Raw genomic sequence first — 22,356 nt, forward strand, 5'->3', positions numbered from 1 at the left:
GCATAAAACTGCGGCGAAACGTATAGTCATGCCATCCAAGAGGAGGGTTCCATGGCGGTACGCGCAGCAGTGGCAGGGGCGAGTGGGTACGCGGGCGGCGAGCTGCTGCGTCTGCTGCTCGTTCACCCCGAGGTGGAGATCGGCGCACTGACCGGCAACTCGAACGCGGGCCAGCGCCTCGGCGCGCTCCAGCCGCATCTGTTCCCGCTCGCCGACCGCGTCCTGGAGCCGACCACCCCCGAGGTGCTCGCCGGGCAGGGCCGCCCGCATGACGTGGTCTTCCTCGCGCTGCCCCACGGGCAGTCCGCCGCCGTCGCCGAGCAGCTCGGACCCGATGTCCTCGTCGTGGACATGGGCGCCGACTTCAGGCTGAAGGACGCGGCGGACTGGGAGAAGTTCTACGGCAGCCCGCACGCGGGCACCTGGCCCTACGGGCTTCCCGAGCTGCCGGGCGGCCGCGCGGCGTTGGAAGGGGCCAAGCGCGTCGCGGTGCCAGGGTGCTACCCCACCGCCGTCTCGCTCGCGCTCTTCCCGGCGTACGCGGCGGACCTCGTCGAGCCCGACGCGGTGGTCGTCGCCGCGTCCGGCACCTCAGGCGCGGGCAAGGCGGCCAAGCCCCATCTGCTCGGCTCCGAGGTCATGGGCTCCATGTCGCCGTACGGCGTGGGCGGCGGGCACCGGCACACCCCGGAGATGATCCAGAACCTGAGCGCCGCCGCGGGCACCCCCGTCACCGTCTCCTTCACGCCGACGCTGGCCCCGATGCCGCGCGGCATCCTCGCCACGTGCAGCGCGAAGGCCAAGGCGGGCGTCACCGCCGAGACCGTACGCGCGGCGTACGAGAAGGCGTTCGCCGACGAGCCGTTCGTGCGGCTGCTCCCCGAGGGGCAGTGGCCCGCGACCGCCGCCGTGTACGGCTCGAACGCCGTGCAGGTCCAGGTCGCGTACGACGAAGCGGCGGGACGCGTCGTGGTGATCAGCGCCATCGACAACCTCGCCAAGGGCACCGCGGGCGGCGCGGTGCAGAGCATGAACCTCGCCCTCGGGCTCCCCGAGGACACCGGACTTCCCACGATCGGAGTGGCACCGTGAGCGTCACGGCAGCTAAGGGATTCACGGCGGCGGGCATCGCTGCCGGGATCAAGCAGAACGGCAACCCGGACCTGGCCCTCGTGGTCAACGAAGGGCCCCGCCTGGCCGCCGCGGGCGTCTTCACCTCCAACCGCGTCAAGGCCGCCCCCGTCATCTGGTCGGAGCAGGTCCTCAAGGGCGGCGTCGTCTCCGCCGTCGTCCTCAACTCCGGTGGCGCCAACGCCTGTACGGGGCCGCAGGGCTTCCAGGACACGCACGCCACCGCGGAGAAGGTCGCCGAGGTCCTCGACGGCGTGAACGCGGGCGAGGTCGCCGTCGCCTCGACCGGACTCATCGGCCTGACCCTGCCGATGGACCGGCTGCTTCCCGGCGTCGAGGCCGCGGCGGGCGAACTCTCCGCGCACGGCGGCGAGAAGGCCGCCATCGCCATCAAGACCACCGACAGCGTGCACAAGACGGCCGTCGTCACCGGGGGGTCCCCCCGGACGGAGTCCGGGGGAGGCTGGACCGTCGGCGGCATGGCCAAGGGCGCGGGCATGCTCGCGCCCGGCCTCGCCACGATGCTGGTCGTCCTGACCACCGACGCCGACCTGGAGTCCGCCGTCCTGGACAGGGCGCTGCGCGACGCCACCCGGCTCACCTTCGACCGCGTCGACTCCGACGGCTGCATGTCGACCAACGACACGGTCCTGCTGCTCGCCTCCGGCGCCTCCGAAGTCACTCCGGAGTACGCCGAGTTCGCCGATGCCGTACGCGCGGTCTGCGACGACCTCGGACGGCAGCTGATCGGCGACGCCGAGGGCGCGAGCAAGGACATCAAGGTCGAGGTGATCAACGCCGCGAGCGAGGCCGACGCCGTCGAGGTCGGCCGGTCCATCGCCCGCAACAACCTCCTCAAGTGCGCGCTGCACGGCGAGGACCCCAACTGGGGCCGGGTGCTCTCCGCGATCGGCACCACGTCCGCCGCCTTCGACCCGGACCAGCTCAACGTCGCCATCAACGGCATCTGGGTCTGCAGGAACGGCAGCGTGGGCGAGGACCGCGAGCTCGTCGACATGCGCTACCGGGAGATCGCCATCACCGCCGACCTGGCGGCCGGTGCCGAGACCGCGACGATCTGGACCAACGACCTCACCGCCGACTACGTCCACGAGAACAGCGCGTACAGCTCATGAGCACTCCCACCGCGCGCAAGCACACCGCCCTGCCCAAGGCACAGACCCTCATCGAGGCGCTGCCCTGGCTCACCCGGCACCGCGGCAAGACCGTCGTCATCAAGTTCGGCGGCAACGCCATGGTCGACGAGGAGCTGAAGGCCGCCTTCGCGCAGGACGTCGTCTTCCTGCACCACGCGGGCCTCAGGCCCGTCGTCGTGCACGGCGGCGGACCGCAGATCAGCAAGGCCCTCGACCGGCACGGCATCGTCAGCGAGTTCAAGGCGGGCCTGCGCGTCACCACCGAGGACGCCATGGACGTCGTACGCATGGTGCTCGCGGGACAGGTGCAGCGCGAGCTCGTCGGGCTGCTCAACCAGCACGGCCCGCTCGCCGTCGGCCTCACCGGCGAGGACGCGCACACCATCACCGCCACCAAGCACCGGCCCCGCATCGAGGGCGAGCTGGTCGACATCGGCCGGGTCGGCCAGATCACCGAGATCGACACCGGCGCCATCGAGGCGCTGCTCGCCGACGGCCGCATCCCGGTGGTCTCCTCGATCGCCCGTTCCCAGGACGACGGACATGTCTACAACGTCAATGCTGATACGGCGGCTGCGGCACTCGCTGCGGCGCTTGATGCCGAAACCCTGATGGTCCTCACCGACGTCGAGGGTCTCTACGAGGACTGGCCGAACAGCGACGAGGTGATAAGCCGCCTCACCGCCACCGAGCTGGAGAAACTCCTGCCCGAGCTGGCCAGCGGCATGGTCCCGAAGATGGAGGGCTGTCTGCACGCCGTGCGCAACGGCGTCGAGACGGCCCGCGTGATCGACGGCCGGGTCCAGCACTCGATCCTGCTGGAGATCTTCACGGATGAAGGAATCGGCACGATGGTCGTGCCCGACGCACAGGGGGAGTCATGAGCAACCAGGAGCTGACCACGCGCTGGCAGGGCGCGCTCATGGACAACTACGGCACACCCAGGCTCCCTCTGGTGCGTGGCGCGGGCAGCAAGCTGTGGGACGCCGACGGCAAGGAGTACGTCGACTTCGTCGGCGGCATCGCGGTCAATGCCCTCGGCCACGGCCATCCGGCGATCGTCGAGGCGGTGACCCGGCAGATCGGCTCGCTCGGCCACGTCTCGAACCTCTTCGTCGCCGAGCCGCCCGTCGCGCTCGCCGAGAAGCTGCTCCAGCTCTTCGGGCGCGCGGGCAGGGTGTACTTCTGCAACTCCGGCGCCGAGGCCAACGAGGGCGCCTTCAAGATCGGGCGGCTGACCGGGCGCTCGCACATGGTCGCCACCCAGGGCGGCTTCCACGGCCGGACCATGGGCGCGCTCGCCCTCACCGGACAGCCCGGCAAGCAGACCCCGTTCCTGCCGCTGCCCGGCGACGTCACGCACGTTCCCTACGGCGACGCCGAGGCGCTGCGCGCGGCGGTCACCACCGACACCGCGCTCGTGATCATCGAACCGATCCAGGGCGAGAACGGCGTGGTCGTGCCGCCCGCGGGCTACCTCAAGGCGGCCCGGGAGATCACCGCCGCCACCGGCACGCTGCTCGTCCTCGACGAGGTGCAGACCGGAATCGGCCGTACCGGCCACTGGTTCGCGTACCTCGCCCACGAGGGCGTCGAGCCCGACGTCGTCACGCTCGCGAAGGGTCTGGGCGGCGGTCTGCCGCTCGGCGCGACGGTCGCCTTCGGCGCGGCGGCCGAGCTCTTCAAGCCCGGCCACCACGGCACGACGTTCGGCGGAAACCCCGTCGCGTGCGCCGCGGGACTCGCCGTCGTCGACACCATCGGGTCCGAGGGCCTCCTTGAGAACACCAAGCGGGCGGGCGAGAAGCTGCGCGACGGAATCGAGTCACTGGGACACCGGCTCGTCGGTCATGTCAGGGGCTCGGGCCTGCTGCTGGGTATCGTGCTCACCGAGCCGCTCGCGCCACGGGCGCAGCAGGCGGCTCAGGACGCCGGCTTCCTGGTGAACGCGCCCGCCCCCGATGTCGTACGGCTGATGCCCCCGCTGAACGTGCGCGACGACGAGGTGGACGCGTTCCTCCAGGCACTGCCCGGCATCCTGGACAAGGCTCTTGAAGCCGACGGGGACGGACGATCCGGAGAATGAGACGACGATGAGCCAGGCGCAAGGCAACGAGCACGGAGACCACGCGGAGCACGCGGGGCCCGCCGTGCCGCAGACCCGCACCGCACGCCACCGCCGGATCGTGGATATCCTCAACCGGCAGCCGGTCCGCTCCCAGAGCCAGCTGGCGAAGCTGCTCGCCGACGACGGTCTGACCGTCACCCAGGCGACGCTCTCCAGGGACCTGGACGAGCTGAACGCGGTGAAGATCCGCAACGCCGAGGGCGACCTCATCTACGCGGTGCCGAGCGAGGGCGGATTCCGCACCCCGCGCGCGCCGCTGGGGGAGTCGGCCAAGGAGGAGCGGATGCGGCGTCTCTCCGCGGAGCTGCTCATCTCCGCGGAGGCCTCGGCCAATCTCGTGGTCCTGCGCACGCCGCCGGGCGCGGCCCAGTTCCTGGCGTCCGCGATCGACCAGGCGGAGCTGCACGACATTCTCGGGACGATCGCGGGTGACGACACGTTGATGCTGATCAGCCGGGAGGCCACCGGGGGGCAGGCGCTTGCGGACCACTTGCTGCGGTTGGCCTCGAACGAGCATTGACGGTTTCTCGGCGCCGGTGCCCTGTCTGTCACCGGCTTCGCCGAGTTCGTCCTCAATCGCCGGACGGGCTTGAATTCCTCCGCGCCATCCACGCCGCCACCAATGCCCCCGACACGTTGTGCCACACGGAGAACACCGCCGAAGGCAGCGCGGCCAGGGGACTGAAGTGGGCCGTGGCCAGTGACGCCGCGAGGCCCGAGTTCTGCATGCCGACCTCGAAGGCCATCGCCCGCGAGGCCGGTGGGCCGAGCCGGGCCAGCTTGCCGGCGCCGTAGCCGAGCGCGAGGCCGAGCCCGTTGTGCAGGAACACCGCGAGGAACACCAGTGCCGCGGCCGACTTGATGGCCGCGGCACTGCCCGCGACGACGATCGCCACGATGGCGGCGATGGTCAGCGCGGACAGCCACGGCAGCGCGCCGAGCACCCGGTCGACGTACCGCCCGAAGAGGAATCGCACCACCAGACCCGCGAGCACCGGGAGCAGCACGGTCTTGAGGATGTCCGTGACCATCGAACCCGCGTCCACGGGCAGGTACTCACCCGCGAGCAGCAGCGTGAGCGGCGGCGTGATCAGCGGCGCGAGGACGGTCGAGACGGTGGCCACGGAGACGGAGAGCGCCACGTCGCCGCGGGCCAGATAGGTCACGACGTTGGACGCGGTGCCGCTCGGCGCGCAGCCCACCAGGATCACACCGGCCGCCAACTGCGGGGAGAGACCGAGCGCGTGGGCGATCAGCCAGCCGAGCCCCGGCATGATCACGTAGTGGGCGACGAGCCCGAGCGCGACGGCCCAGGGCCGCTTGACCACGCCCTGGAAGTCCAGCGGGGTCATGGTGAGACCCATGCAGAACATCACCACGCCGAGCAGGTACGGGACGTTGGTCCCCCAGCCCTCGAAGGCGTCGGGCACCAGGAGGCCGAGGGCGCCCGCGGCGAGGACGAGGACGGGGAAGACGGTGACGGCACGGCGGGCCGCCTTGTCGGCGGAGCCGGGGCCCTCGCTCTGGCTGGGGATCGTCTGTTCGGATTGCACGGCGCGATGCAACGCCCCGGCCACGCGCGCGTGCAACCCCGTCTCGGTATGTGGTCGCTACACGGGAGTGGTGCGCGGCGGTTCGTTCAGCGGCGATTCGGTCAGTAGCGCGTGAGCGCCGTCCGCCCCGAATCCGTACCGATCGCGATGTGCGGCCGCCGCCCCGGCTCCGCCCACCGCAGGATCCGCCGCATCGCGTCCCGGGGCACCGACACGCAACCGGCCGTCGCCCCACGGCCGTTGACGTGCAGGAAGATCCCCGCGCCGCGCCCGCGCACGGGGCGGTCGTAGTTGAAGCCGACCACCAGCGCGTGCGCGTACTGCGGGTCGTACGTGCTGAGGTGCTCCGACTCGGCGGCACGGCAGTCGGCCGGGCGCGGCTCGGTCCAGCGGTTGTAGGCGCGCGACCAGTTGTCCTGGCACCACCAGGACTCCGGCGTGACGCGGCGGTACGGGTAGGCGGCGCCGGTCGGCCGGGCGCTGATGCCGAAGGCGTACGGGAGTCCGTACAGGCCCGTCGGCGTCGTGTTCGTCCCCTGCTTGCGCGAGCCGCCCGCCACCAGGCCCTTCGCGCCGAACCTCGCGGGTGCCGAGCCCGCCTCGGTCCACCGGCCGCCGCGCCGGTCCCACCAGGTGACGGTGCCCGTGGTGGAGCCGGTGCGCGCGGCCCCGGCGGTGATGAGCTGGCTGCCGCCGCCGGTGTCGGCCATGCGTTCGGGCAGCGGGGCGCCGCTGTCGATGCCGGGCGCGGCGCCGAGGGTGAGCAGGACTGCGGAGGTCGTGAGGGCGGCGGCTCGTAAGCGCATGGCTCAGACGGTACTGGGAGGCAGCGGAAGCGGCAGTCCGGGAAGCCCGTCGATGCTCTGTGCGATGTACTCCTTCTTGGCGAAGTACGCGCTGAGCGACGCGTCGTCCTCGCGCGCGAACCGCTTGCCGTGCAGATCGCGGTCCTTGTCGTACGACATGGTGGGCACCGCGTATCCGCAGGTGTCACGGATGAGTTCGGCCGTCACGACGATGATGGCGCGCAGCCCGTGCGGGGTCGGGTCGATGTCGGGGAAACGGGCGAGCAGTTCCCCGAATCGCGGGTCGTCACGGAAGACGGGCTCGCCCCGGCCGTGCACCCGGACGATGTTCGGTGGGCCCTGGAACGCGCACCACATGACCGTGATGCGGCCGTTCTCGCGCAGGTGCGCGATCGTCTCCGCGTTGCTGCCCGCGAAGTCCAGGTAGGCGACGGTCTGTTCGTCGAGGACCACGAAGGAGCCCTTGAGGCCCTTGGGGGAGAGGTTGATCGTGCCGTCGTCGGAGAGCGGTGCGGTGGCCGTGAAGAACATCGGCTGTGCCTCGATGAAGGTACGGAGGCGGCCGTCTATGCGCGCATAAGTCTTTCCCATGCCTAATGATTATCCACTCAAACATTTCGCCTGTCTAACGACTTTGAGAGGTGGTGGGCGGATGGCAGGAAAGGTGGGGTGCTCGTCATTGCTGCCATCGCGCGGTCGGGTCAAGAATTGGTCAACCCCTCCGCCTGTCCCACCCCTCCGCCTGTCCCACCCCTCCGCCTGCCCCACCCCTTGCGAGAAAGCGGCCCCTCCGTGACGAAGCTCCTCCTGACCCTCCACGTCCTGGCCGCGATCCTCGCCGTCGGCCCGGTCGCCGTCGCCGCCAGCATGTTCGGCCCCGCCGCCCGGCGGGCCGCGGAGAGTCCGGACGACGTGCGGGCCCGCTCCACGGTCGGGCTGCTGCACCGCATCTGCCGGGTGTACGCCGGTGTCGGCATCGCGGTACCGGTTCTCGGTCTCGCCACGGCCGGTGTCATGGGGGTGATGGGGGACGCCTGGGTGATCGCGTCGCTCGTGCTCACGATGCTGGCGGCGGCCGCGCTCATCGTGTTCGTCCTGCCCGGCCAGGAGCGGCTCGTCGAGGGCGGCGGTGGTGGTGGCGAGGGCGTCGCGGCCGCGACCGGGCGGCTCGCCATGACCACCGGGATCTTCAACGTGCTGTGGGTCGCGGTCACCGTCCTCATGATCGTCCGCCCCGGCTCCACGACGGGGGCGTGACCGTCCGGGCGGCTCGATTGACGAAACATACGGTGCAATGCATACTCATGCATAACAGTGAACGCACCGTAAGGAGAGACCCGTGACCGAGCGCGTCGTACTCGCCTACTCGGGCGGCCTTGACACCTCCGTCGCGATCGGCTGGATCGCCGAGGAGACGGGCGCCGAGGTCATCGCCGTCGCCGTGGACGTCGGCCAGGGCGGCGAGGACCTGGACGTCATCCGCAAGCGCGCGCTCGCCTGCGGTGCCGTGGAGGCCGAAGTCGCCGACGCCAAGGACGAGTTCGCCGAGGAGTACTGCCTCCCCGCGATCCGGGCCAACGCCCTCTACATGGACCGTTATCCGCTGGTCTCCGCCCTCTCGCGGCCCACGATCGTCAAGCACCTGGTCGCCGCCGCCCGGAAGCACGGAGCGGGGACCGTCGCCCACGGCTGCACCGGCAAGGGAAACGACCAGGTCCGCTTCGAGGCGGGCATCCAGGCCCTCGGCCCCGACCTGAAGTGCATCGCCCCGGTCCGTGACTACGCGATGACCCGGGACAAGGCCATCGCCTTCTGCGAGGCGAAGAACCTCCCGATCGCGACCACCAAGAAGTCCCCGTACTCCATCGACCAGAACGTCTTCGGACGGGCCGTCGAGACGGGCTTCCTGGAGGACATCTGGAACGCGCCGATCGAGGACATCTACGAGTACACCTCGAACCCCGCCGAGCCGCGCGCGGCCGACGAGGTCGTCATCTCCTTCGAGGCGGGCGTCCCGGTCGCGATCGACGGCGGGCCCGTCACCGTCCTGCAGGCGATTCAGCAGCTCAACGAGCGGGCGGGCGCGCAGGGCATCGGCCGGATCGACATGGTCGAGGACCGCCTCGTGGGCATCAAGTCCCGCGAGGTGTACGAGGCGCCGGGCGCGATCGCGCTCATCACCGCGCACCAGGAGCTGGAGAACGTCACCGTCGAGCGCGAACTGGCCCGCTACAAGCGGCAGGTCGAGCAGCGCTGGGGCGAACTGGTCTACGACGGCCTGTGGTTCTCGCCCCTCAAGCGGGCCCTCGACGGCTTCATCCACGAGGCCAACCAGCACGTCACCGGCGACATCCGGATGACCCTGCACGGCGGCCGCGCCGTGGTCACCGGACGTAAGTCCAGTGCGTCCCTCTACGACTTCAACCTCGCCACCTACGACTCGGGCGATACGTTCGACCAGTCCAAGGCGCAGGGATTCATCGACATCTTCGGCCTGTCGTCGAAGATCGCCGCGCAGCGGGACCTCGCGTAACTACCCCTTGAAGGAGCACGTGCAAGTGAGCAGCAACAACGGCGGTGACGTCCGGCTCTGGGGCGCACGGTTCGCCGACGGTCCCGCACAGGCCCTCGCGCGGCTGTCGGCTTCGGTTCACTTCGACTGGTGCCTCGCGCCGTACGACATCGCCGGATCCCGCGCCCACGCGCGCGTGCTCCACAAGGCGGGACTGCTCACCGAGGACGAGCTGACCCGCATGCTGGCCGGACTCGACCAGTTGGAGGCCGATGTCGCCGACGGTTCGTTCGTCGGCACGGTCGCCGACGAGGACGTGCACACCGCCCTGGAGCGCGGCCTCCTGGAGCGGCTCGGCGCCGACCTCGGCGGCAAGCTGCGCGCGGGACGGTCGCGCAACGACCAGGTGGCGACGCTCTTCCGGATGTACCTGCGCGACCACGCGCGGATCATCGGCGGCCTGATCGCCGACCTCCAGAGCGCCCTCGTGGGCCTCGCCGAGGCACACCCGGACGTCGCCATGCCGGGTCGTACGCACCTTCAGCACGCCCAGCCGGTGCTCTTCGCGCACCACGTCCTCGCGCACGTCCAGCCCCTGGCGCGGGACGCCGAGCGGCTGCGGCAGTGGGACGAGCGGACGGCCGTCTCGCCGTACGGTTCCGGCGCGCTCGCGGGCAGCAGCCTCGGCCTCGACCCGGAGGCGGTCGCCGCCGACCTCGGCTTCGAGCACGGCAGCGTGGGCAACTCGATCGACGGGACAGCCTCGCGGGACTTCGTCGCCGAGTTCGCCTTCATCACCGCGATGATCGGCGTGAACCTCTCCCGGATCGCCGAGGAGGTCATCATCTGGAACACGAAGGAGTTCTCCTTCGTCACCCTCCACGACGCCTTCTCGACCGGCTCCTCGATCATGCCGCAGAAGAAGAACCCGGACATCGCCGAGCTCGCGCGCGGCAAGTCGGGCCGCCTCATCGGCAACCTCACCGGGCTGCTGGCGACCCTCAAGGCGCTGCCGCTCGCGTACAACCGCGACCTTCAGGAAGACAAGGAGCCGGTCTTCGACTCCTGCGACCAGCTCGAGGTCCTGCTGCCCGCCTTCACCGGCATGATGGCGACGCTCACCGTCCACCGCGAGCGCATGGAGGAGCTGGCCCCCGCAGGCTTCTCGCTCGCCACCGACATCGCCGAGTGGCTGGTCAAGCAGGGCGTGCCGTTCCGTGTCGCGCACGAGGTGGCGGGCGGTTGCGTCAAGGAGTGCGAGGCGCACGGCATCGAGCTCGACCAGCTCACCGACGAGCAGTTCGCCAAGATCTCCGAGCACCTCACGCCCGAGGTGCGGACCGTCCTGAACGTGCCGGGCGCGCTGGCCTCGCGCAGCGGCCGCGGCGGCACCGCGCCCTCCGCGGTCGCCGTCCAGCTCGCCGAGGTCAAGGCGGATCTGGCCGTCCAGCAGGCGTGGGCGGACGCGAAGAAGTAGCGCGGCGGGCAGCGCGGGTTACGTTGGTCGGGAGCCGCAAGCAACCGACCGAACGGAGCCCGCGATGCCCTTCGCCCGGCTGGCCGCAGCCACCACCCCGACCGCGCACATAGGGCTCGGTCTCGCCGCCGTCGGCAGGCCCGGCTACATCACGCTCGACCGCGAGGCCGACCTGCCGCCGTCGCGCAGCGTCGAGGCGCTGCGCGAGCGCACCTTCGAACTCCTCGACGCCGCCTACGCCTCGGGGGTCCGCTACCTCGACGTGGCGCGTTCCTACGGCCGTTCCGAGGAGTTCCTCGCCGACTGGCTGCACGCCAGGCCCGACATTCGCGACGTGGTCGTCGGCAGCAAGTGGGGCTATACGTACACCGCGGCCTGGCGCACCGACGCCGAGGGCCCGCACGAGGTCAAGGACCACAGCGCGGCCGCGTACGACCGCCAGCGCGCCGAGACCGCCGAGCAGCTCGGCGACCGGCTCGACCTCTACCAGATCCACTCCGTGACGCCCGAGAGTCCGGCGCTCACGGACAAGGAACTCCACGCCAGGCTCGGCGAGTTGACTGCCGAAGGCGTGACGGTCGGTCTCTCCGTGAGCGGCCCCGAGCAGGCGGCCGCGATCCGTGCCGCGCTCGAAGTGACCGTCGACGGGGAGCCGCTCTTCCGCACGGTTCAGGCCACGTACAACCTCTTCGACACCTCGGCGGGCCCCGCGCTCGCCCAGGCGCACGACGCGGGCCTCACCGTGCTGGTCAAGGAGGGCATGGCCAACGGCAGGCTCGCCGCCGCGCACGCGCCCGCCGCGCTGCGCGAGGTCGCCGAGGAGACCGGGCTCGGCTGCGACGCGGTGGCGCTCGCCGCGGTGCTGCGACAGCCGTGGACGGGCGTCGTGCTGTCCGGCGCGGCCACCTCGGTCCAGCTCGTGTCGAACCTGCACGCCGCGGCGGTCGACCTGGACGACGAGCAGCTGGCACGCCTCGCGGGGCTCGTGGAGGAGCCCGTCGCGTACTGGGAGCGGCGCGGCCGACTGCCCTGGCACTGAGGGGCGGCGCGTCGACCGGGCTGAGGCACAGGGCGTCGACCGGCGCTGAGGCACCGGACGCGTCGACCGGCGCATAATCTATGAGACGCCCTTGTCTCAGGTGGCTTATGGTTGTCTCATGTCAGTCGATCGCGACCAGGTCCTGCGCAGCGCCGCGGCCCTGCTCACCCGAAAAGCCACCTCCACCATGGACGAGGTGGCGCGCGCCGCGGGCATCAGCAGGGCCACCCTGCACCGCCACTTCGCGGGCCGCGACGCACTCGTCCTGGCCCTCGAAGAGCTCGGACTCCAGGAGTGCGAAGCCGCACTCGAACGGGCCAGGCTCGGCGAGGACAGCGCCCAGGACGCCCTGCGCCGCCTGGTGAAGGAGGTCGAGCCCGCCGCGGGCCTGCTCGCCTTCCTCGTCACCGAGAACCAGCTGTTCGAGGGCGACGTCCAGAACGAGGGCTGGGCCCGCCTGGACTCCCACATCAGCGCGCTCTTCCGGCGCGGCCAGGAGAACGGCGAGTTCCGCATCGACCTGACCCCCGTCTGGCTCACCGAGGCGCTCTACGGGCTCATCGGCTCGGGCGCCTGGGCCGTCCTCGACGGCCGCGTGGCGGCCAAGGACTTCTCGTACATGATCGCCGAGCTGCTGATCGGCGGCGCACAGCGGAGAGTGGAAGCATGACCAGCACCCAACAGCGGACCGCAGAGGCGGATGTCGAGCGCGGTCCCGGGCGCTGGCTCGCCCTCGCCGTACTCGTCCTCGCCGTGCTCCTGGTCGCCGTGGACGCGACCGTACTCGGCCTCGCGACGCCCTTCCTCAGCGAGGACCTCAAGCCGTCCGGCACCCAGCTGCTCTGGATCGGTGACGTCTACTCCTTCGTCATCGCGGGCCTCCTGGTGTCGATGGGCAGCCTCGGCGACCGCATCGGCCGCAAGAAGCTGCTGCTCACCGGAGCCGTCGCGTTCGGCGCCGTCTCCGTCCTGAACGCGTACGCCACCAGCCCGGAGATGATGATCCTGGCGCGGGCGCTGCTCGGCGTCGCGGGCGCGACGCTGATGCCGTCCACGCTCGCCCTGATCCGGAACATCTTCCACGACCCCAAGGAGCGCAGCGTCGCCGTCGGCATCTGGGGCGCCGCGGCCTCCGCGGGCGCGGCGGTCGGCCCGGTGGTCGGCGGCTTCCTGCTCGAACACTTCTGGTGGGGCTCGGTCTTCCTGATCAACCTGCCCGTGATGGCGGTGCTCGTCCTCGTCGGCATCAAGCTGCTGCCCGAGTCGCGCGACCCGAACCCGGGCCCCTGGGACCTGATCAGCGTCGGCCTCTCGCTCGTCGGCATGGTCGCGGTCGTCTACGCCGTGAAGGAAGCGGCGGTGCACGGCTTCCGCTGGGACATCGCGGCGGCGGGCGCCCTCGGCATCGGGGCCCTGTTCTGGTTCGTACGACGCCAGTTGACCCTGAAGTCGCCGCTCCTGGACATGCGGCTCTTCCACCACAAGGGCTTCTCCGGAGCCGTACTCGCCGATCTGCTGACCATCCTCGGCCTGTCCGGACTCGTCTTCTTCCTCTCCCAGTTCCTGCAACTGGTCCAGGTGCGTTCACCGTTGGAGGCAGGTCTGATCGAACTGCCCGCCGCCGTCGGCGCGGTGGGCGCGGGCCTCACGGCCGGGATCGTGGCCCGCAAGGCATCCGTGCGCAGCGCGGTCTCCGGCGGCCTCGCCGCGGTCGGCCTCGCGCTCGCCGCGTGCATGGCGATCGGCGCGGACACCGGGGTGGTGGCCCTGGGCTGCGCGCTGTTCCTTGGCGGCCTCGGCGCGGGCCTCGCCTTCACCGTCACCGCCGACGTGATCCTCTCCAGCGTCCCCAAGGAGCAGGCGGGCGCGGCGTCCGCGGTCTCGGAGACGGCGTACGAACTGGGCGCGGCCCTCGGCATCGCCCTGCTCGGCACGGTGGTCACCGGCATCTACCGGGACTTCACCACCCCGGAGGGCGTCCCCGCCGACGTGGCCGCCGCGGCGCACGATTCGCTCGGCGGCGCGGTGGAGGCGGCGGGGACGTTGCCTCCCGGACAGGCGGACGCGATGCTTGCCGCTGCGCGCGGGGCGTTCACGGATGGGTTCCAGGTTGCTGCGGGGGTCGGCTCGGCGGTCTTGTTCGCTACGGCCGTCGCGGCGTGGTTCCTCTTGAAGGGCCAGAAGCTGGAGGACGGCGTCCAGCACTAGCCCTCCGGGGTGCAGGTTGCTTCGTCTGCGGGCCGCAGGGGGCTGAGCGCGCAGTTCCCCGCGCCCCTTACGGGGCCCGTCCCGCTGCCCCGCTGTGGGCAGGCGTTCCGCACGGCGGAACGGGTGGGCACAGCCCACGGTGCCGAGCAAGCGAAACGAAGAACGCCCGCCCCGGTGCCGGGGGGTGTCCCCACCAGCACCGGCGCGGGCGCACCAGAACCGAGGCTTAGGCCGCCTTCGCCTTAGTCGCATACATGTCCACGTACTCCTGGCCGGACAGCCGCATGACCTCCGTCATCACGGAGTCCGTCACGGCCCGCAGCACGTACCGGTCGCGGTCCATCCCGTCGTACCGGGAGAACTCCATCGCCTCGCCGAACCGCACCGTCACCTTGCCGGGACGCGGCAGCCCCTTGCCGCCGGGCTGGAGCTTGTCCGTGCCGATCATCGCGAAGGGGACGACGGGCGCGTTCGTCATCAGGGTCAGCCGCGCGATGCCCGTACGGCCGCGGTACAGACGCCCGTCGGGGGAGCGGGTGCCCTCCGGGTAGATGCCGAAGACCTTGCCGTCGTCGAGAATGCGCCGACCTGTCATCAGCGCGGCGACACCGCCGCGCCCGCCGTCCCGGTCCACCGGGATCATGCCGACGCCGGTGAAGAACCACGCCATGAGGCGGCCCTTGAGCCCCTTGCCCGTGACGTACTCGTCCTTGCCGATGAAGAACACCGGTCGGTTGGCCACCAGCGGCATGATCATCGAGTCGATGAACGTCAGGTGGTTTCCGGCCAGGATCACCGGGCCTGTCCCCGGAATGTTCTCGGCGCCTTCTACCCGTGGGCGGAACATCAGGCGCAAGATCGGTCCGAGCACTGCCTTGATGAGCGCTAGACGGGACAACGGGCCCTCCGGTGTCAACGGGTCGACGACGAGTAAATGCAGGTGAGGACGATACTCGCGGGCCCCCGTTGATTGCACATCGGGTTCATGCACTCGATACGCAGTGTTGACCTGAGTTTGCACGGTATTGCCCTGGGGCGTCGCCTCTGTGACGACGGTATCCCCGGGGGACGGGTGTGGCCCGAAGTAGTGGTCCTTGTCACGCGCGCACTTCTCTGTGCGTAGCGGCCGTACGGCACGGGCCGCCAACTCCATGGTGCGCCCACTCGCCATGTGCCGTCATCCCGTCGTTTCGTCCAGGGACTCCCACACGTCACTCGCGGCCACCTACGATCGTCCCGCTTTGTCAGGTGCAAGGCGGCAGTACATCGGGAGGAGCGCCAATGGCGACGCAGGAGTCGGGTCAGCAGCAGCCGGGGACGAGCCGGGGGCGGCGAGCGGTACTGGGGGCGGCGATCCTCGGCGCGGGCACGGCCGTGGTCGGGCTGCCCGGCGTGGCGAGAGCCGATGAGCGGCACGGCGGCGGACACGGCGGGCACGGCGGCTACAAGGACCTGCCGGTGCCCACGATCGTCGCGCACCGGGGGACCAGCGGCTACCGGCCCGAGCACACGCTCGGCTCGTACCAGCTCGCCCTCGACATGGGCGCGCACGTCATCGAGCAGGACGTCGTACCCACCAAGGACGGCCATCTCGTATGCCGTCACGAGAACGACATCACCGCGACGACGGACGTCTCGGCGCACCCCGAGTTCGCGTCCCGCAAGACCACCAAGTCGGTGGACGGCGCCTCGCTCACCGGCTGGTTCACCGAGGACTTCACGCTCGCCGAGCTGAAGACGCTGCGTGCCAAGGAGCGCATCCCTGGCACCCGCCAGCACAACACCCTCTACGACGGCCGCTGGGACGTGCCCACCCTCGAAGAGGTCCTCAAGTGGGCCGACAAGCAGGGCCGCAAGCGCGGCAGGCCCATCTGGCTGCACATCGAGACCAAGCACCCCACGTACTTCCGCAAGCTGGGCCTCGGCCTGGAGGAGCCGCTCGCCAAGCTCCTTCGCCGCTACGGACGGCACAAGAAGAACTCGGCGAACTTCCTGCAGTCCTTCGAGCCCAGCAGCATCCAGCGCCTGGCCAAGCTGGTCTCCGCGCCGCGCGTGGTGCTCCTGTCCACCGCGAACTCCCGGCCCTGGGACTTCGTCGAGGCGGGCGACCCGCGCACCGTCGCCGACCTCATCAAGCCCGAAGGGCTGAAGTGGATGGCCGGTTTCGCGCAGGGCATCGGCCCCACCCTCGACCTGGTCATCCCCAAGAAGCCGGACGGCAGCCTCGGCACCCCGTCCACCCTGGTCAAGGACGCGCACGCGGCGGGCCTGATCCTGCACCCGTACACGATGCGCAACGAGAACACCTTCCTGCCGACCAACTTCAGGAAGGGCACCGACCCGAACGCCTACGGCGACGCCTTCGGCGCCTTCAAGGCCTACTTCGAGACGGGCATCGACGGGCTGTTCTCGGACAACTGCGACACCGCGCTCCTCGCCCGCGAGGACTTCGTCAACGGCTGATCGCCGAAGCCCGGTTGGGGTGAGAGACGGCCGCTCCGGAAACCTCTTCCCGGAGCGGCCGCGTCCCGCCCTGCGTGACCTACGACCTCGCCCCCACGCTCATCCCCGCCCTGCGCCCGCTGCTCGCCGCCGAGGCGTCCGCGGAGGCGCTCGGCTCGGGCACCGACCCCGGTGACCTCGAACAGGACGTCTGGCTGCTGCTGTTGGAGCGCCTGGAGTCCGAGGGCCCGCCCGCCGACCCCGCGCTGTGGGTGCGCGGCGCGGTCCAGGCCGAGGCCCGCCGCAACCGGCGTACGACACAGCGCGAAGTGGCGTACGAGGCCGGGCCCGCCGAGCCCGTCGACCCCGCCGACGACGGCGAGCGCGGCCCCGAGCAGCGCGCCCTGACCGCGGACCGGCACCGCACCCTGCACGCCGCGGTGCGCAGACTGCCGGGCCGCTGCCCCCGCATCATGGCCGCGCTGCTGTCCCCCGAGGACCTCACCTACCGGGAGATCGCGGGGGAGTTGGGAATGTCACAGGGCAGCCTGGGGCCGGAACGTTCCCGATGTCTGGGATGCCTGCGCAGAATGCTCGCGGCGGAGGTTGCGGCTCCTGAACCCTGGGGAAAGGAGCGATAGACAACCGGTGGAGCAGGTGAGCGGGAGGCATGCACACATGGGCATGAGCGTGACCATCTCGGCGGCGACCGAAGCGGACGCCGAGCAGATCCTCAAACTGCAGTACCTCTGCTACCAGAGCGAGGCCGAGCTCTACGGCGACTACTCGATCGAGCCGCTGACCCAGGGCCTCGACTCCATCAAGGCCGAACTGACCACGGGCACGGTCCTGGTGGCCAGGCTCGGCGACGAGGTGGTGGCCTCCGTGCGCGGCACGGTCGACGCCGACGGCACGGCGCGGATCGGCAAGCTCATCGTCCACCCCAGGATGCAGCGGCACGGCCTGGGCGGGCGGCTCCTGGAGGCGGTGGAGGAGCGGCTCGGCGCGGGCGGCACGGCGAAGTGCTTCCAGCTCTTCACCGGTCACCGCAGCGAGCAGAATCTCCAGCTGTACCGCAAGCACGGGTACGCCCCTGTGGGCAGCCAGCGCGTGAACGAGCGGCTCACGCAGGTCACCTTGTCCAAGGACGTGCCGGCAAGCGCATACGTCACGAGTGCGTAGGGCCCCGTAAGGGGCGCGGGGAACTGCGCGACCAGCCACATGCGGCCCGCGGCGAACTGCTCAACCGGCGGAAGCCCGACGCGCCTTGCTGAGCCAGAAGATGGCCGTCACCGGCAAGATCACCGGGATGAAGAGGTACCCCATCCCGAAGTCCGACCACACCGTGGCATCGGGGAACGCGGAGGGCTCCGCGAGGGTCCACGCGCCCACGGCCAGCACGCCGACCAGCTCGGCGGCGCAGCACACCAGCGCCGCCCTGCGGGCCGTGTCCCCGCCGCGCACCAGTGAGTACGTGATGAAGCCGTAGACGAGGCCGGCGAGCGCCGACAGCGAGTACGCGAGCGGGGCCTTGTGGAAGTCCGTGGAGATCTGCACCGCGGAGCGCGACACCGCGCCGACGACCATCACGCCGTACAGCCACACCAGCAGGATGCCGGGGCCCGAGATCAGCTTCTGCCGGGCGGGAGCCGCGTCCGCGCCTGTGTTCTTGTCGGGCTCGGTCACCGTCACCTCAGCCTCCCCAGATGTCGTAGAGCCGCACTTCGAGCACGGCGAGGACCACGCCGCCCGCCGCGACCGTCAGGGAACCCCAACGGCTGCGCTCCGCGAGGGACATGAAGCCCGCCGCGGGCACGCACGCGAAGGAACCGAGCAGATACGCCACGAAGATCGTCGTGCCCTGCTCGGCCTCCTCGCCGCGCGCGAGCTGGACGATGCCGACGATCAGCTGGACCAGGGCGAGGAAGGTCACCACACCCATGCCGATGAAGTGCCAGTCCTTGGTCGGCTGGTCGCGGTAGGCGGCGAAACCGCACCAGGCGGCGAGGGCGAGCGCGGCCACCGAGGTCGCGATCGTCAGGGCATCAAGCATGCCCGTGACTTTATTACGGGTCCTTTGACCCGATGCGCGCGGCCCAGGGGTGCCACGTAGGGTCGGGAGCCATGAAGATCCAGGCTGACGCGCTCCTGTTCGACAACGACGGCACCCTCATCTCCTCGATGGAGTCGGTGTACCGCTGCTGGACGCGCTGGGCGGGGGAGTACGGGATCACCGCGGAGGACTTCGGGCGGGTCGAACTGCACGGCCGACCCGCCGCCGAGATCGCCGCCGACCTGCTGCCCCCGGAGAAGATCGTCGAGGCCGTCGCCCGCATCGAGGAGCTCGAAGTCTCCGACGTCGCGGGCGGTGTCGTGCTGCTGCCCGGCACCCGGGAGCTCCTCGAATCCCTGCCCGTGGACCGCTGGGCCGTCGTCACCTCGGCGACCCGGGTGCTCGCCGAGGCCCGCCTCGCCGAGGTCGGCGTCAGGCCCGGCCTCGTCATCGCCGCCGACGACATCACGCGCGGCAAGCCCGACCCGGAGCCCTTCCTGCTCGCGGCCGCCAAGCTGGGTGTGGACCCGGCCCGCTGCGTGGTCTTCGAGGACGCCCCCGCGGGTCTCCAGGCGGGCCGGGCCGCGGGCATGAAGACCGTGGCGTTGACCACAACCCACACCGCCGCCGAGCTCTCCGCCGACGTCGTCGTCACGGACCTCTCCGCCGTGTCCGCGCAGGCCACAGCGGGTGGCGTGGAGATCACCTGCGCCGAGTGAGCCAGCGGCTCCGTACCGCCGTGACTGTCCCACCGCTGTCCGCTATACGGACAGCGATGGTGGACAGCCACCTCACGCGTGTTTTACTTGGGCCCATGACCACGACGAGCAGCCGCACCCTTGCGACCGAGGCGATGATGACGCCCGGTGCTCGTTGTATGTGTCGAATGTGCGCCTTCTGAGGGCCCCCGCACCACCCCCGAGCCTCGCGCCCCGAAGCGAAGCCGCCGCGCCGCGCTCCTGACCGACGTACTCGACGAAGTCGACAAGTCGACGCAGGAAGCGAGCCCGCCCCGCGCACACGTCCTCCGGTTCCACCGCCCCACCACCGCGAGAACCGTGCCGCGTTCCGAACGAATGCCCCGTGCCCGGCTTCATCCCGCCGCGCACTCGACAGTGACGGAAACCCCTGTGATCACCACTTCCGGCCTCACCAAGGTCTACCGCTCACGCGGTCGTGAAGTAACCGCCCTCGACGGAGTCGACCTGCACGTCCGCGAGGGCGAGGTGTACGGCGTCATCGGCCAGTCCGGCGCCGGCAAATCCTCCCTGATCCGCTGCGTCAACCTCCTTGAGCGCCCCACCTCCGGCACCGTGACCGTCGCGGGCCAGGACCTCACCGCCCTGGCCGGACGCGGCCCGCGCGCGGGCAGGGAACTGCGGCAGGCCCGCAACCGCATCGGCATGGTCTTCCAGCACTTCAACCTGCTGTCCTCGCGGACCGTGCAGGGCAACATCGAGCTGCCCCTGGAGATCCTCGGCCTCTCCGGCCAGGAGCGCTCCCGCAAGGCCCTCGAACTCCTCGACCTGGTCGGCCTCTCCGACAAGGCCAAGAGCTACCCGAGTCAGCTCTCCGGCGGCCAGAAGCAGCGCGTCGGCATCGCCCGCGCCCTGGCCGGTGACCCGAAGGTGCTGCTCTCGGACGAGGCGACCAGCGCGCTCGACCCCGAGACCACCCGCTCCATCCTCCAGCTCCTGCGCGACCTCAACCAGCAGCTCGGCCTGACCGTCCTGCTGATCACGCACGAGATGGACGTCGTCAAGAGCGTCTGCGACTCCGCCGCCCTCATGGAGCGCGGGCGGATCATCGAGTCCGGCACCGTCAGCGAGCTGCTCGCGACGCCGGGATCCGAGCTCGCCGCCGCGCTCTTCCCCGTCAGCGGCGAGGCCACGGGCGCCGACCGCACCGTCGTCGACGTGACCTTCCACGGCGAGGCCGCCACCCAGCCGGTCATCTCCCAGCTGTCGCGCACCTACAACATCGACATCTCGATCCTCGGCGCCGCGATGGACACCGTCGCGGGCAAGCAGGTCGGCCGCATGCGCATCGAACTGCCCGGCCGCTTCGAGGAGAACGTCGTCCCGATCGGCTTCCTGCGGGAGCAGGGCCTTCAGGTCGACATCGCGGGACATGACGTGCCTGCCCCGCAGGACGCCACGCTGGTCAAGGAAGGTGCCAAGTGACCTGGTCGGAGATGCAGCCCCTGCTGGAGCAGGCGTGTTGGGACACCCTCTACATGGTGGGCTGGGCGACGCTGATAGCCATCGTCGCCGGACTGCCCATCGGCATCCTGCTCATCCTCACCGAGCGCGGCGGACTCCTGCAGAACACCCTGCTCAACAAGGTGCTCGGGCAGATCGTGAACATCGCGCGCTCGATGCCCTTCATCATCTTGATGGTCGCCCTGATGGGCTTCACGCGCTGGATCGTCGGCACCACGATCGGCCGCGAGGCCGCCCTCGTGCCGCTCGCCATCGGCGCCATCCCGTTCTTCGCGCGCCTGGTGGAGACCTCGGTCCGCGAGGTCGACGGCGGACTCGTCGAGGCCGTGCAGTCCATGGGCGGCTCCACCTGGACCGTCGTACGCAAGGTCCTCGTCCCCGAGTCGCTGCCCTCGCTGATCTCCGGCGCCACCACCACGATCGTCGCCCTCATCGGCTACTCCGCGATGGCGGGCACCGTCGGCGGCGGCGGCCTCGGCGACCTCGCGCTGCGCTACGGCTACCAGCGCTTCGAGACCGAGCTGATGTGGATCACCGTGGCGATCCTCGCCGTGGTCATCTCGATCATCCAGTTCGTGGGCGACTACGCCGCCCGCAGGCTGCACAAGCGCGGCGGCGGCTCCGGCCCGCTGCTGCTTTTCCGGCCGCTGCGCGGCGTGCTGCCCGGCACCGTCGCCGCCGAGACGACCAGCAAGACCGGCTGACCGGGGCCCGCCCAGGGCCCCACCCGCAGACTTCCCCGTGTATCTGAGCGGGGCTGCACCACCCATGGAGAAAGGCACTTTTCGTGCGTAACACCGCCAAGATCACCACCGCTGTCCTCGCCACCGGCGCCCTCACCCTCGGGCTCTCCGCCTGCGGCTCCGACAAGGACTCCGCAGGCGACAAGGACGGCAAGCTCATCGTCGCCGCCACCCCGATGCCGCAGGGCGAGATCCTGGACTACGTCCAGAAGAACCTCGCCAAGAAGGCCGGACTCGACCTCGAGGTCAAGGAGTTCACCGACTACGTCACGCCGAACACCGCTGTTCAGCAGGGCGAGGTCTTCGCGAACTACTTCCAGCACAAGCCGTACCTGGACGACTTCAACAAGAAGAACGGCACGGACATCGTGCCCGTCCCCGGGGCCACGGTTCACCTGGAGCCGCTCGGCGTCTACTCCAAGAGCCTCAAGAAGCTCGGTGACCTGAAGGACGGCGCCACCGTCGCCGTCCCGAACGACACCACGAACGAGGCCCGCGCGCTCAAGCTCCTCGCGGACAACGGCCTCATCGAGCTCAAGAAGGGCGTCGGCTACGAGGCCACCCCCAAGGACATCGCCAAGAACCCCAAGAACCTCACGTTCAAGGAGCTCGAGGCCCCCACGCTGCCGCGCAGCCTGGGTGACGTCGACGCCGCGGTGATCAACGGCAACTACGCGCTCGAGGCCAAGCCCGCCCTCAGCCCCGCCAAGGACGCCCTCGTCGCCGAGAAGGCCAAGGGCAACCCCTACGGCAACTTCCTCGCCGTCAAGAAGGGCGACGAGAACGACCCGCGCGTGAAGAAGCTCGCCAAGCTCCTCACCTCGCCCGAGGTCAAGAAGTTCATCGACGACAAGTACGACGGCGCCGTCGTCGCCGCGTTCTGAT

At 70.5% G+C, this 22,356-nt stretch carries 24 protein-coding genes; 18 read left to right on the forward strand and 6 right to left on the reverse strand.

All coding sequences use genetic code 11. The annotated features are described in order from the left end of the window. Positions 1–51: 51 nt before the first annotated feature. Genes argC through CP970_RS35795 form a run of 5 tightly spaced genes read left to right on the forward strand, consistent with a single transcriptional unit; the run spans position 52 to position 4,936 of the window. Entirely contained in the window at positions 52–1,092 is a 1,041-nt protein-coding gene (gene argC / locus CP970_RS35775; RefSeq protein WP_055546648.1) for an N-acetyl-gamma-glutamyl-phosphate reductase, read from the forward strand. Next, positions 1,089–2,267 (forward strand): bifunctional glutamate N-acetyltransferase/amino-acid acetyltransferase ArgJ, encoded by a 1,179-nt coding sequence (argJ, locus tag CP970_RS35780; RefSeq protein WP_055546650.1) that lies wholly within the window; start codon positions 1,089–1,091, stop codon positions 2,265–2,267. Before argC ends, argJ begins: the two co-directional genes overlap by 4 nt. Next, positions 2,264–3,172: an acetylglutamate kinase gene (argB, locus tag CP970_RS35785; protein ID WP_055546652.1), complete on the forward strand. Its 909-nt coding sequence runs from the start codon at positions 2,264–2,266 to the stop codon at positions 3,170–3,172. Before argJ ends, argB begins: the two co-directional genes overlap by 4 nt. Beyond that, positions 3,169–4,374 (forward strand): acetylornithine transaminase, encoded by a 1,206-nt coding sequence (locus CP970_RS35790; RefSeq protein ID WP_055546654.1) that lies wholly within the window; start codon positions 3,169–3,171, stop codon positions 4,372–4,374. The genes argB and CP970_RS35790 overlap by 4 nt, the downstream gene beginning before the upstream one ends. Positions 4,375–4,381: 7 nt before the next feature. Further along, on the forward strand, positions 4,382–4,936 hold the full coding sequence (locus tag CP970_RS35795) for an arginine repressor (RefSeq protein ID WP_055546656.1): 555 nt from the start codon (positions 4,382–4,384) through the stop codon (positions 4,934–4,936). A 52-nt stretch (positions 4,937–4,988) separates the two neighbouring features. Here CP970_RS35795 and CP970_RS35800 read toward each other — a convergent pair whose 3' ends face one another. From CP970_RS35800 to CP970_RS35810, 3 genes are all read right to left on the reverse strand, one after another. Beyond that, positions 4,989–5,969 (reverse strand): bile acid:sodium symporter family protein, encoded by a 981-nt coding sequence (locus tag CP970_RS35800; RefSeq protein ID WP_055546672.1) that lies wholly within the window; start codon positions 5,967–5,969, stop codon positions 4,989–4,991. Between the two features lie 101 nt (positions 5,970–6,070). Beyond that, positions 6,071–6,775, reverse strand: a complete 705-nt coding sequence (locus tag CP970_RS35805; protein ID WP_055546658.1) for a L,D-transpeptidase family protein — start codon at positions 6,773–6,775, stop codon at positions 6,071–6,073. A gap of 3 nt (positions 6,776–6,778) precedes the next feature. After that, a complete protein-coding gene (locus tag CP970_RS35810; RefSeq protein WP_055546661.1) occupies positions 6,779–7,366 on the reverse strand; it encodes a pyridoxamine 5'-phosphate oxidase family protein in 588 nt (195 codons plus the stop codon). 201 nt (positions 7,367–7,567) lie between these two features. Between CP970_RS35810 and CP970_RS35815 the strand changes: the two genes are divergently transcribed. The 6 genes from CP970_RS35815 to CP970_RS35840 all read left to right on the forward strand — a co-directional run bounded on the left by CP970_RS35815 (position 7,568) and on the right by CP970_RS35840 (position 14,011). Then, positions 7,568–8,032 (forward strand): hypothetical protein, encoded by a 465-nt coding sequence (locus tag CP970_RS35815; RefSeq protein WP_055548354.1) that lies wholly within the window; start codon positions 7,568–7,570, stop codon positions 8,030–8,032. An 82-nt stretch (positions 8,033–8,114) separates the two neighbouring features. Further along, on the forward strand, positions 8,115–9,308 hold the full coding sequence (locus tag CP970_RS35820) for an argininosuccinate synthase (RefSeq protein ID WP_055548332.1): 1,194 nt from the start codon (positions 8,115–8,117) through the stop codon (positions 9,306–9,308). A gap of 25 nt (positions 9,309–9,333) precedes the next feature. Further along, complete coding sequence (gene argH, locus CP970_RS35825) at positions 9,334–10,764, forward strand: argininosuccinate lyase (protein ID WP_055548334.1); 1,431 nt, start codon at positions 9,334–9,336, stop codon at positions 10,762–10,764. A 64-nt stretch (positions 10,765–10,828) separates the two neighbouring features. Further along, on the forward strand, positions 10,829–11,803 hold the full coding sequence (locus CP970_RS35830; protein WP_055548335.1) for an aldo/keto reductase: 975 nt from the start codon (positions 10,829–10,831) through the stop codon (positions 11,801–11,803). Between the two features lie 118 nt (positions 11,804–11,921). Continuing rightward, entirely contained in the window at positions 11,922–12,473 is a 552-nt protein-coding gene (locus tag CP970_RS35835; protein WP_055548336.1) for a TetR/AcrR family transcriptional regulator, read from the forward strand. Continuing rightward, positions 12,470–14,011: an MFS transporter gene (locus CP970_RS35840; protein WP_055548337.1), complete on the forward strand. Its 1,542-nt coding sequence runs from the start codon at positions 12,470–12,472 to the stop codon at positions 14,009–14,011. The genes CP970_RS35835 and CP970_RS35840 overlap by 4 nt, the downstream gene beginning before the upstream one ends. 226 nt (positions 14,012–14,237) lie before the next feature. Here the strand turns inward: CP970_RS35840 and CP970_RS35845 are convergent, their stop codons facing one another. Further along, entirely contained in the window at positions 14,238–14,927 is a 690-nt protein-coding gene (locus CP970_RS35845) for a lysophospholipid acyltransferase family protein (protein ID WP_079043563.1), read from the reverse strand. A 365-nt stretch (positions 14,928–15,292) separates the two neighbouring features. Here CP970_RS35845 and CP970_RS35850 point away from each other — a divergent pair, with 365 nt between their 5' ends. From CP970_RS35850 to CP970_RS35860, 3 genes are all read left to right on the forward strand, one after another. Then, positions 15,293–16,474 carry a glycerophosphodiester phosphodiesterase gene (locus CP970_RS35850; RefSeq protein WP_055548339.1) on the forward strand — a complete coding sequence of 394 codons (1,182 nt, stop codon included), beginning with the start codon at positions 15,293–15,295 and terminating at the stop codon, positions 16,472–16,474. A 74-nt stretch (positions 16,475–16,548) separates the two neighbouring features. Then, positions 16,549–17,094, forward strand: a complete 546-nt coding sequence (locus tag CP970_RS35855; RefSeq protein ID WP_055548341.1) for an RNA polymerase sigma factor — start codon at positions 16,549–16,551, stop codon at positions 17,092–17,094. Between the two features lie 37 nt (positions 17,095–17,131). Further along, positions 17,132–17,635, forward strand: a complete 504-nt coding sequence (locus tag CP970_RS35860) for a GNAT family N-acetyltransferase (protein WP_055548342.1) — start codon at positions 17,132–17,134, stop codon at positions 17,633–17,635. A 60-nt stretch (positions 17,636–17,695) separates the two neighbouring features. Here the strand turns inward: CP970_RS35860 and CP970_RS35865 are convergent, their stop codons facing one another. Together CP970_RS35865 and CP970_RS35870 are read right to left on the reverse strand one after the other, a co-directional pair. Continuing rightward, positions 17,696–18,145 carry a hypothetical protein gene (locus tag CP970_RS35865; protein WP_224058905.1) on the reverse strand — a complete coding sequence of 150 codons (450 nt, stop codon included), beginning with the start codon at positions 18,143–18,145 and terminating at the stop codon, positions 17,696–17,698. A gap of 1 nt (position 18,146) precedes the next feature. Beyond that, the gene (locus tag CP970_RS35870; RefSeq protein ID WP_055548343.1) at positions 18,147–18,506 is read right to left on the reverse strand and encodes a hypothetical protein; all 360 of its coding nucleotides are present in this window, start codon (positions 18,504–18,506) and stop codon (positions 18,147–18,149) included. A 71-nt stretch (positions 18,507–18,577) separates the two neighbouring features. On the opposite strand from CP970_RS35870, the gene CP970_RS35875 reads away from it, so the two are divergent. The 4 genes from CP970_RS35875 (at position 18,578) to CP970_RS35890 (ending at position 22,355) form a co-directional block, all read left to right on the forward strand. After that, the gene (locus CP970_RS35875) at positions 18,578–19,225 is read left to right on the forward strand and encodes an HAD family hydrolase (RefSeq protein ID WP_055548344.1); all 648 of its coding nucleotides are present in this window, start codon (positions 18,578–18,580) and stop codon (positions 19,223–19,225) included. A 411-nt stretch (positions 19,226–19,636) separates the two neighbouring features. Further along, on the forward strand, positions 19,637–20,689 hold the full coding sequence (locus CP970_RS35880; protein ID WP_055548345.1) for a methionine ABC transporter ATP-binding protein: 1,053 nt from the start codon (positions 19,637–19,639) through the stop codon (positions 20,687–20,689). After that, positions 20,686–21,432 carry a methionine ABC transporter permease gene (locus CP970_RS35885; protein ID WP_055548346.1) on the forward strand — a complete coding sequence of 249 codons (747 nt, stop codon included), beginning with the start codon at positions 20,686–20,688 and terminating at the stop codon, positions 21,430–21,432. Before CP970_RS35880 ends, CP970_RS35885 begins: the two co-directional genes overlap by 4 nt. 83 nt (positions 21,433–21,515) lie before the next feature. Further along, the gene (locus tag CP970_RS35890; protein ID WP_055548348.1) at positions 21,516–22,355 is read left to right on the forward strand and encodes a MetQ/NlpA family ABC transporter substrate-binding protein; all 840 of its coding nucleotides are present in this window, start codon (positions 21,516–21,518) and stop codon (positions 22,353–22,355) included. Position 22,356 lies beyond the last annotated feature (1 nt).

Origin of the sequence: Streptomyces kanamyceticus, assembly GCF_008704495.1 — a bacterium.
GTDB lineage: Bacteria > Actinomycetota > Actinomycetes > Streptomycetales > Streptomycetaceae > Streptomyces > Streptomyces kanamyceticus.

Coding starts and splice junctions, on each gene's coding strand:
- argC (WP_055546648.1), top strand. CDS start 52: ATGGCGGTACGCGCAGCAGTGGCAGGGGCGAGTGGGTACGCGGGCGGC.
- argB (WP_055546652.1), top strand. CDS start 2,264: ATGAGCACTCCCACCGCGCGCAAGCACACCGCCCTGCCCAAGGCACAG.
- CP970_RS35790 (WP_055546654.1), top strand. CDS start 3,169: ATGAGCAACCAGGAGCTGACCACGCGCTGGCAGGGCGCGCTCATGGAC.
- CP970_RS35795 (WP_055546656.1), top strand. CDS start 4,382: ATGAGCCAGGCGCAAGGCAACGAGCACGGAGACCACGCGGAGCACGCG.
- CP970_RS35805 (WP_055546658.1), bottom strand. CDS start 6,775: ATGCGCTTACGAGCCGCCGCCCTCACGACCTCCGCAGTCCTGCTCACC.
- CP970_RS35810 (WP_055546661.1), bottom strand. CDS start 7,366: ATGGGAAAGACTTATGCGCGCATAGACGGCCGCCTCCGTACCTTCATC.
- CP970_RS35830 (WP_055548335.1), top strand. CDS start 10,829: ATGCCCTTCGCCCGGCTGGCCGCAGCCACCACCCCGACCGCGCACATA.
- CP970_RS35835 (WP_055548336.1), top strand. CDS start 11,922: ATGTCAGTCGATCGCGACCAGGTCCTGCGCAGCGCCGCGGCCCTGCTC.
- CP970_RS35840 (WP_055548337.1), top strand. CDS start 12,470: ATGACCAGCACCCAACAGCGGACCGCAGAGGCGGATGTCGAGCGCGGT.
- CP970_RS35850 (WP_055548339.1), top strand. CDS start 15,293: ATGGCGACGCAGGAGTCGGGTCAGCAGCAGCCGGGGACGAGCCGGGGG.
- CP970_RS35860 (WP_055548342.1), top strand. CDS start 17,132: ATGGGCATGAGCGTGACCATCTCGGCGGCGACCGAAGCGGACGCCGAG.
- CP970_RS35870 (WP_055548343.1), bottom strand. CDS start 18,506: ATGCTTGATGCCCTGACGATCGCGACCTCGGTGGCCGCGCTCGCCCTC.
- CP970_RS35875 (WP_055548344.1), top strand. CDS start 18,578: ATGAAGATCCAGGCTGACGCGCTCCTGTTCGACAACGACGGCACCCTC.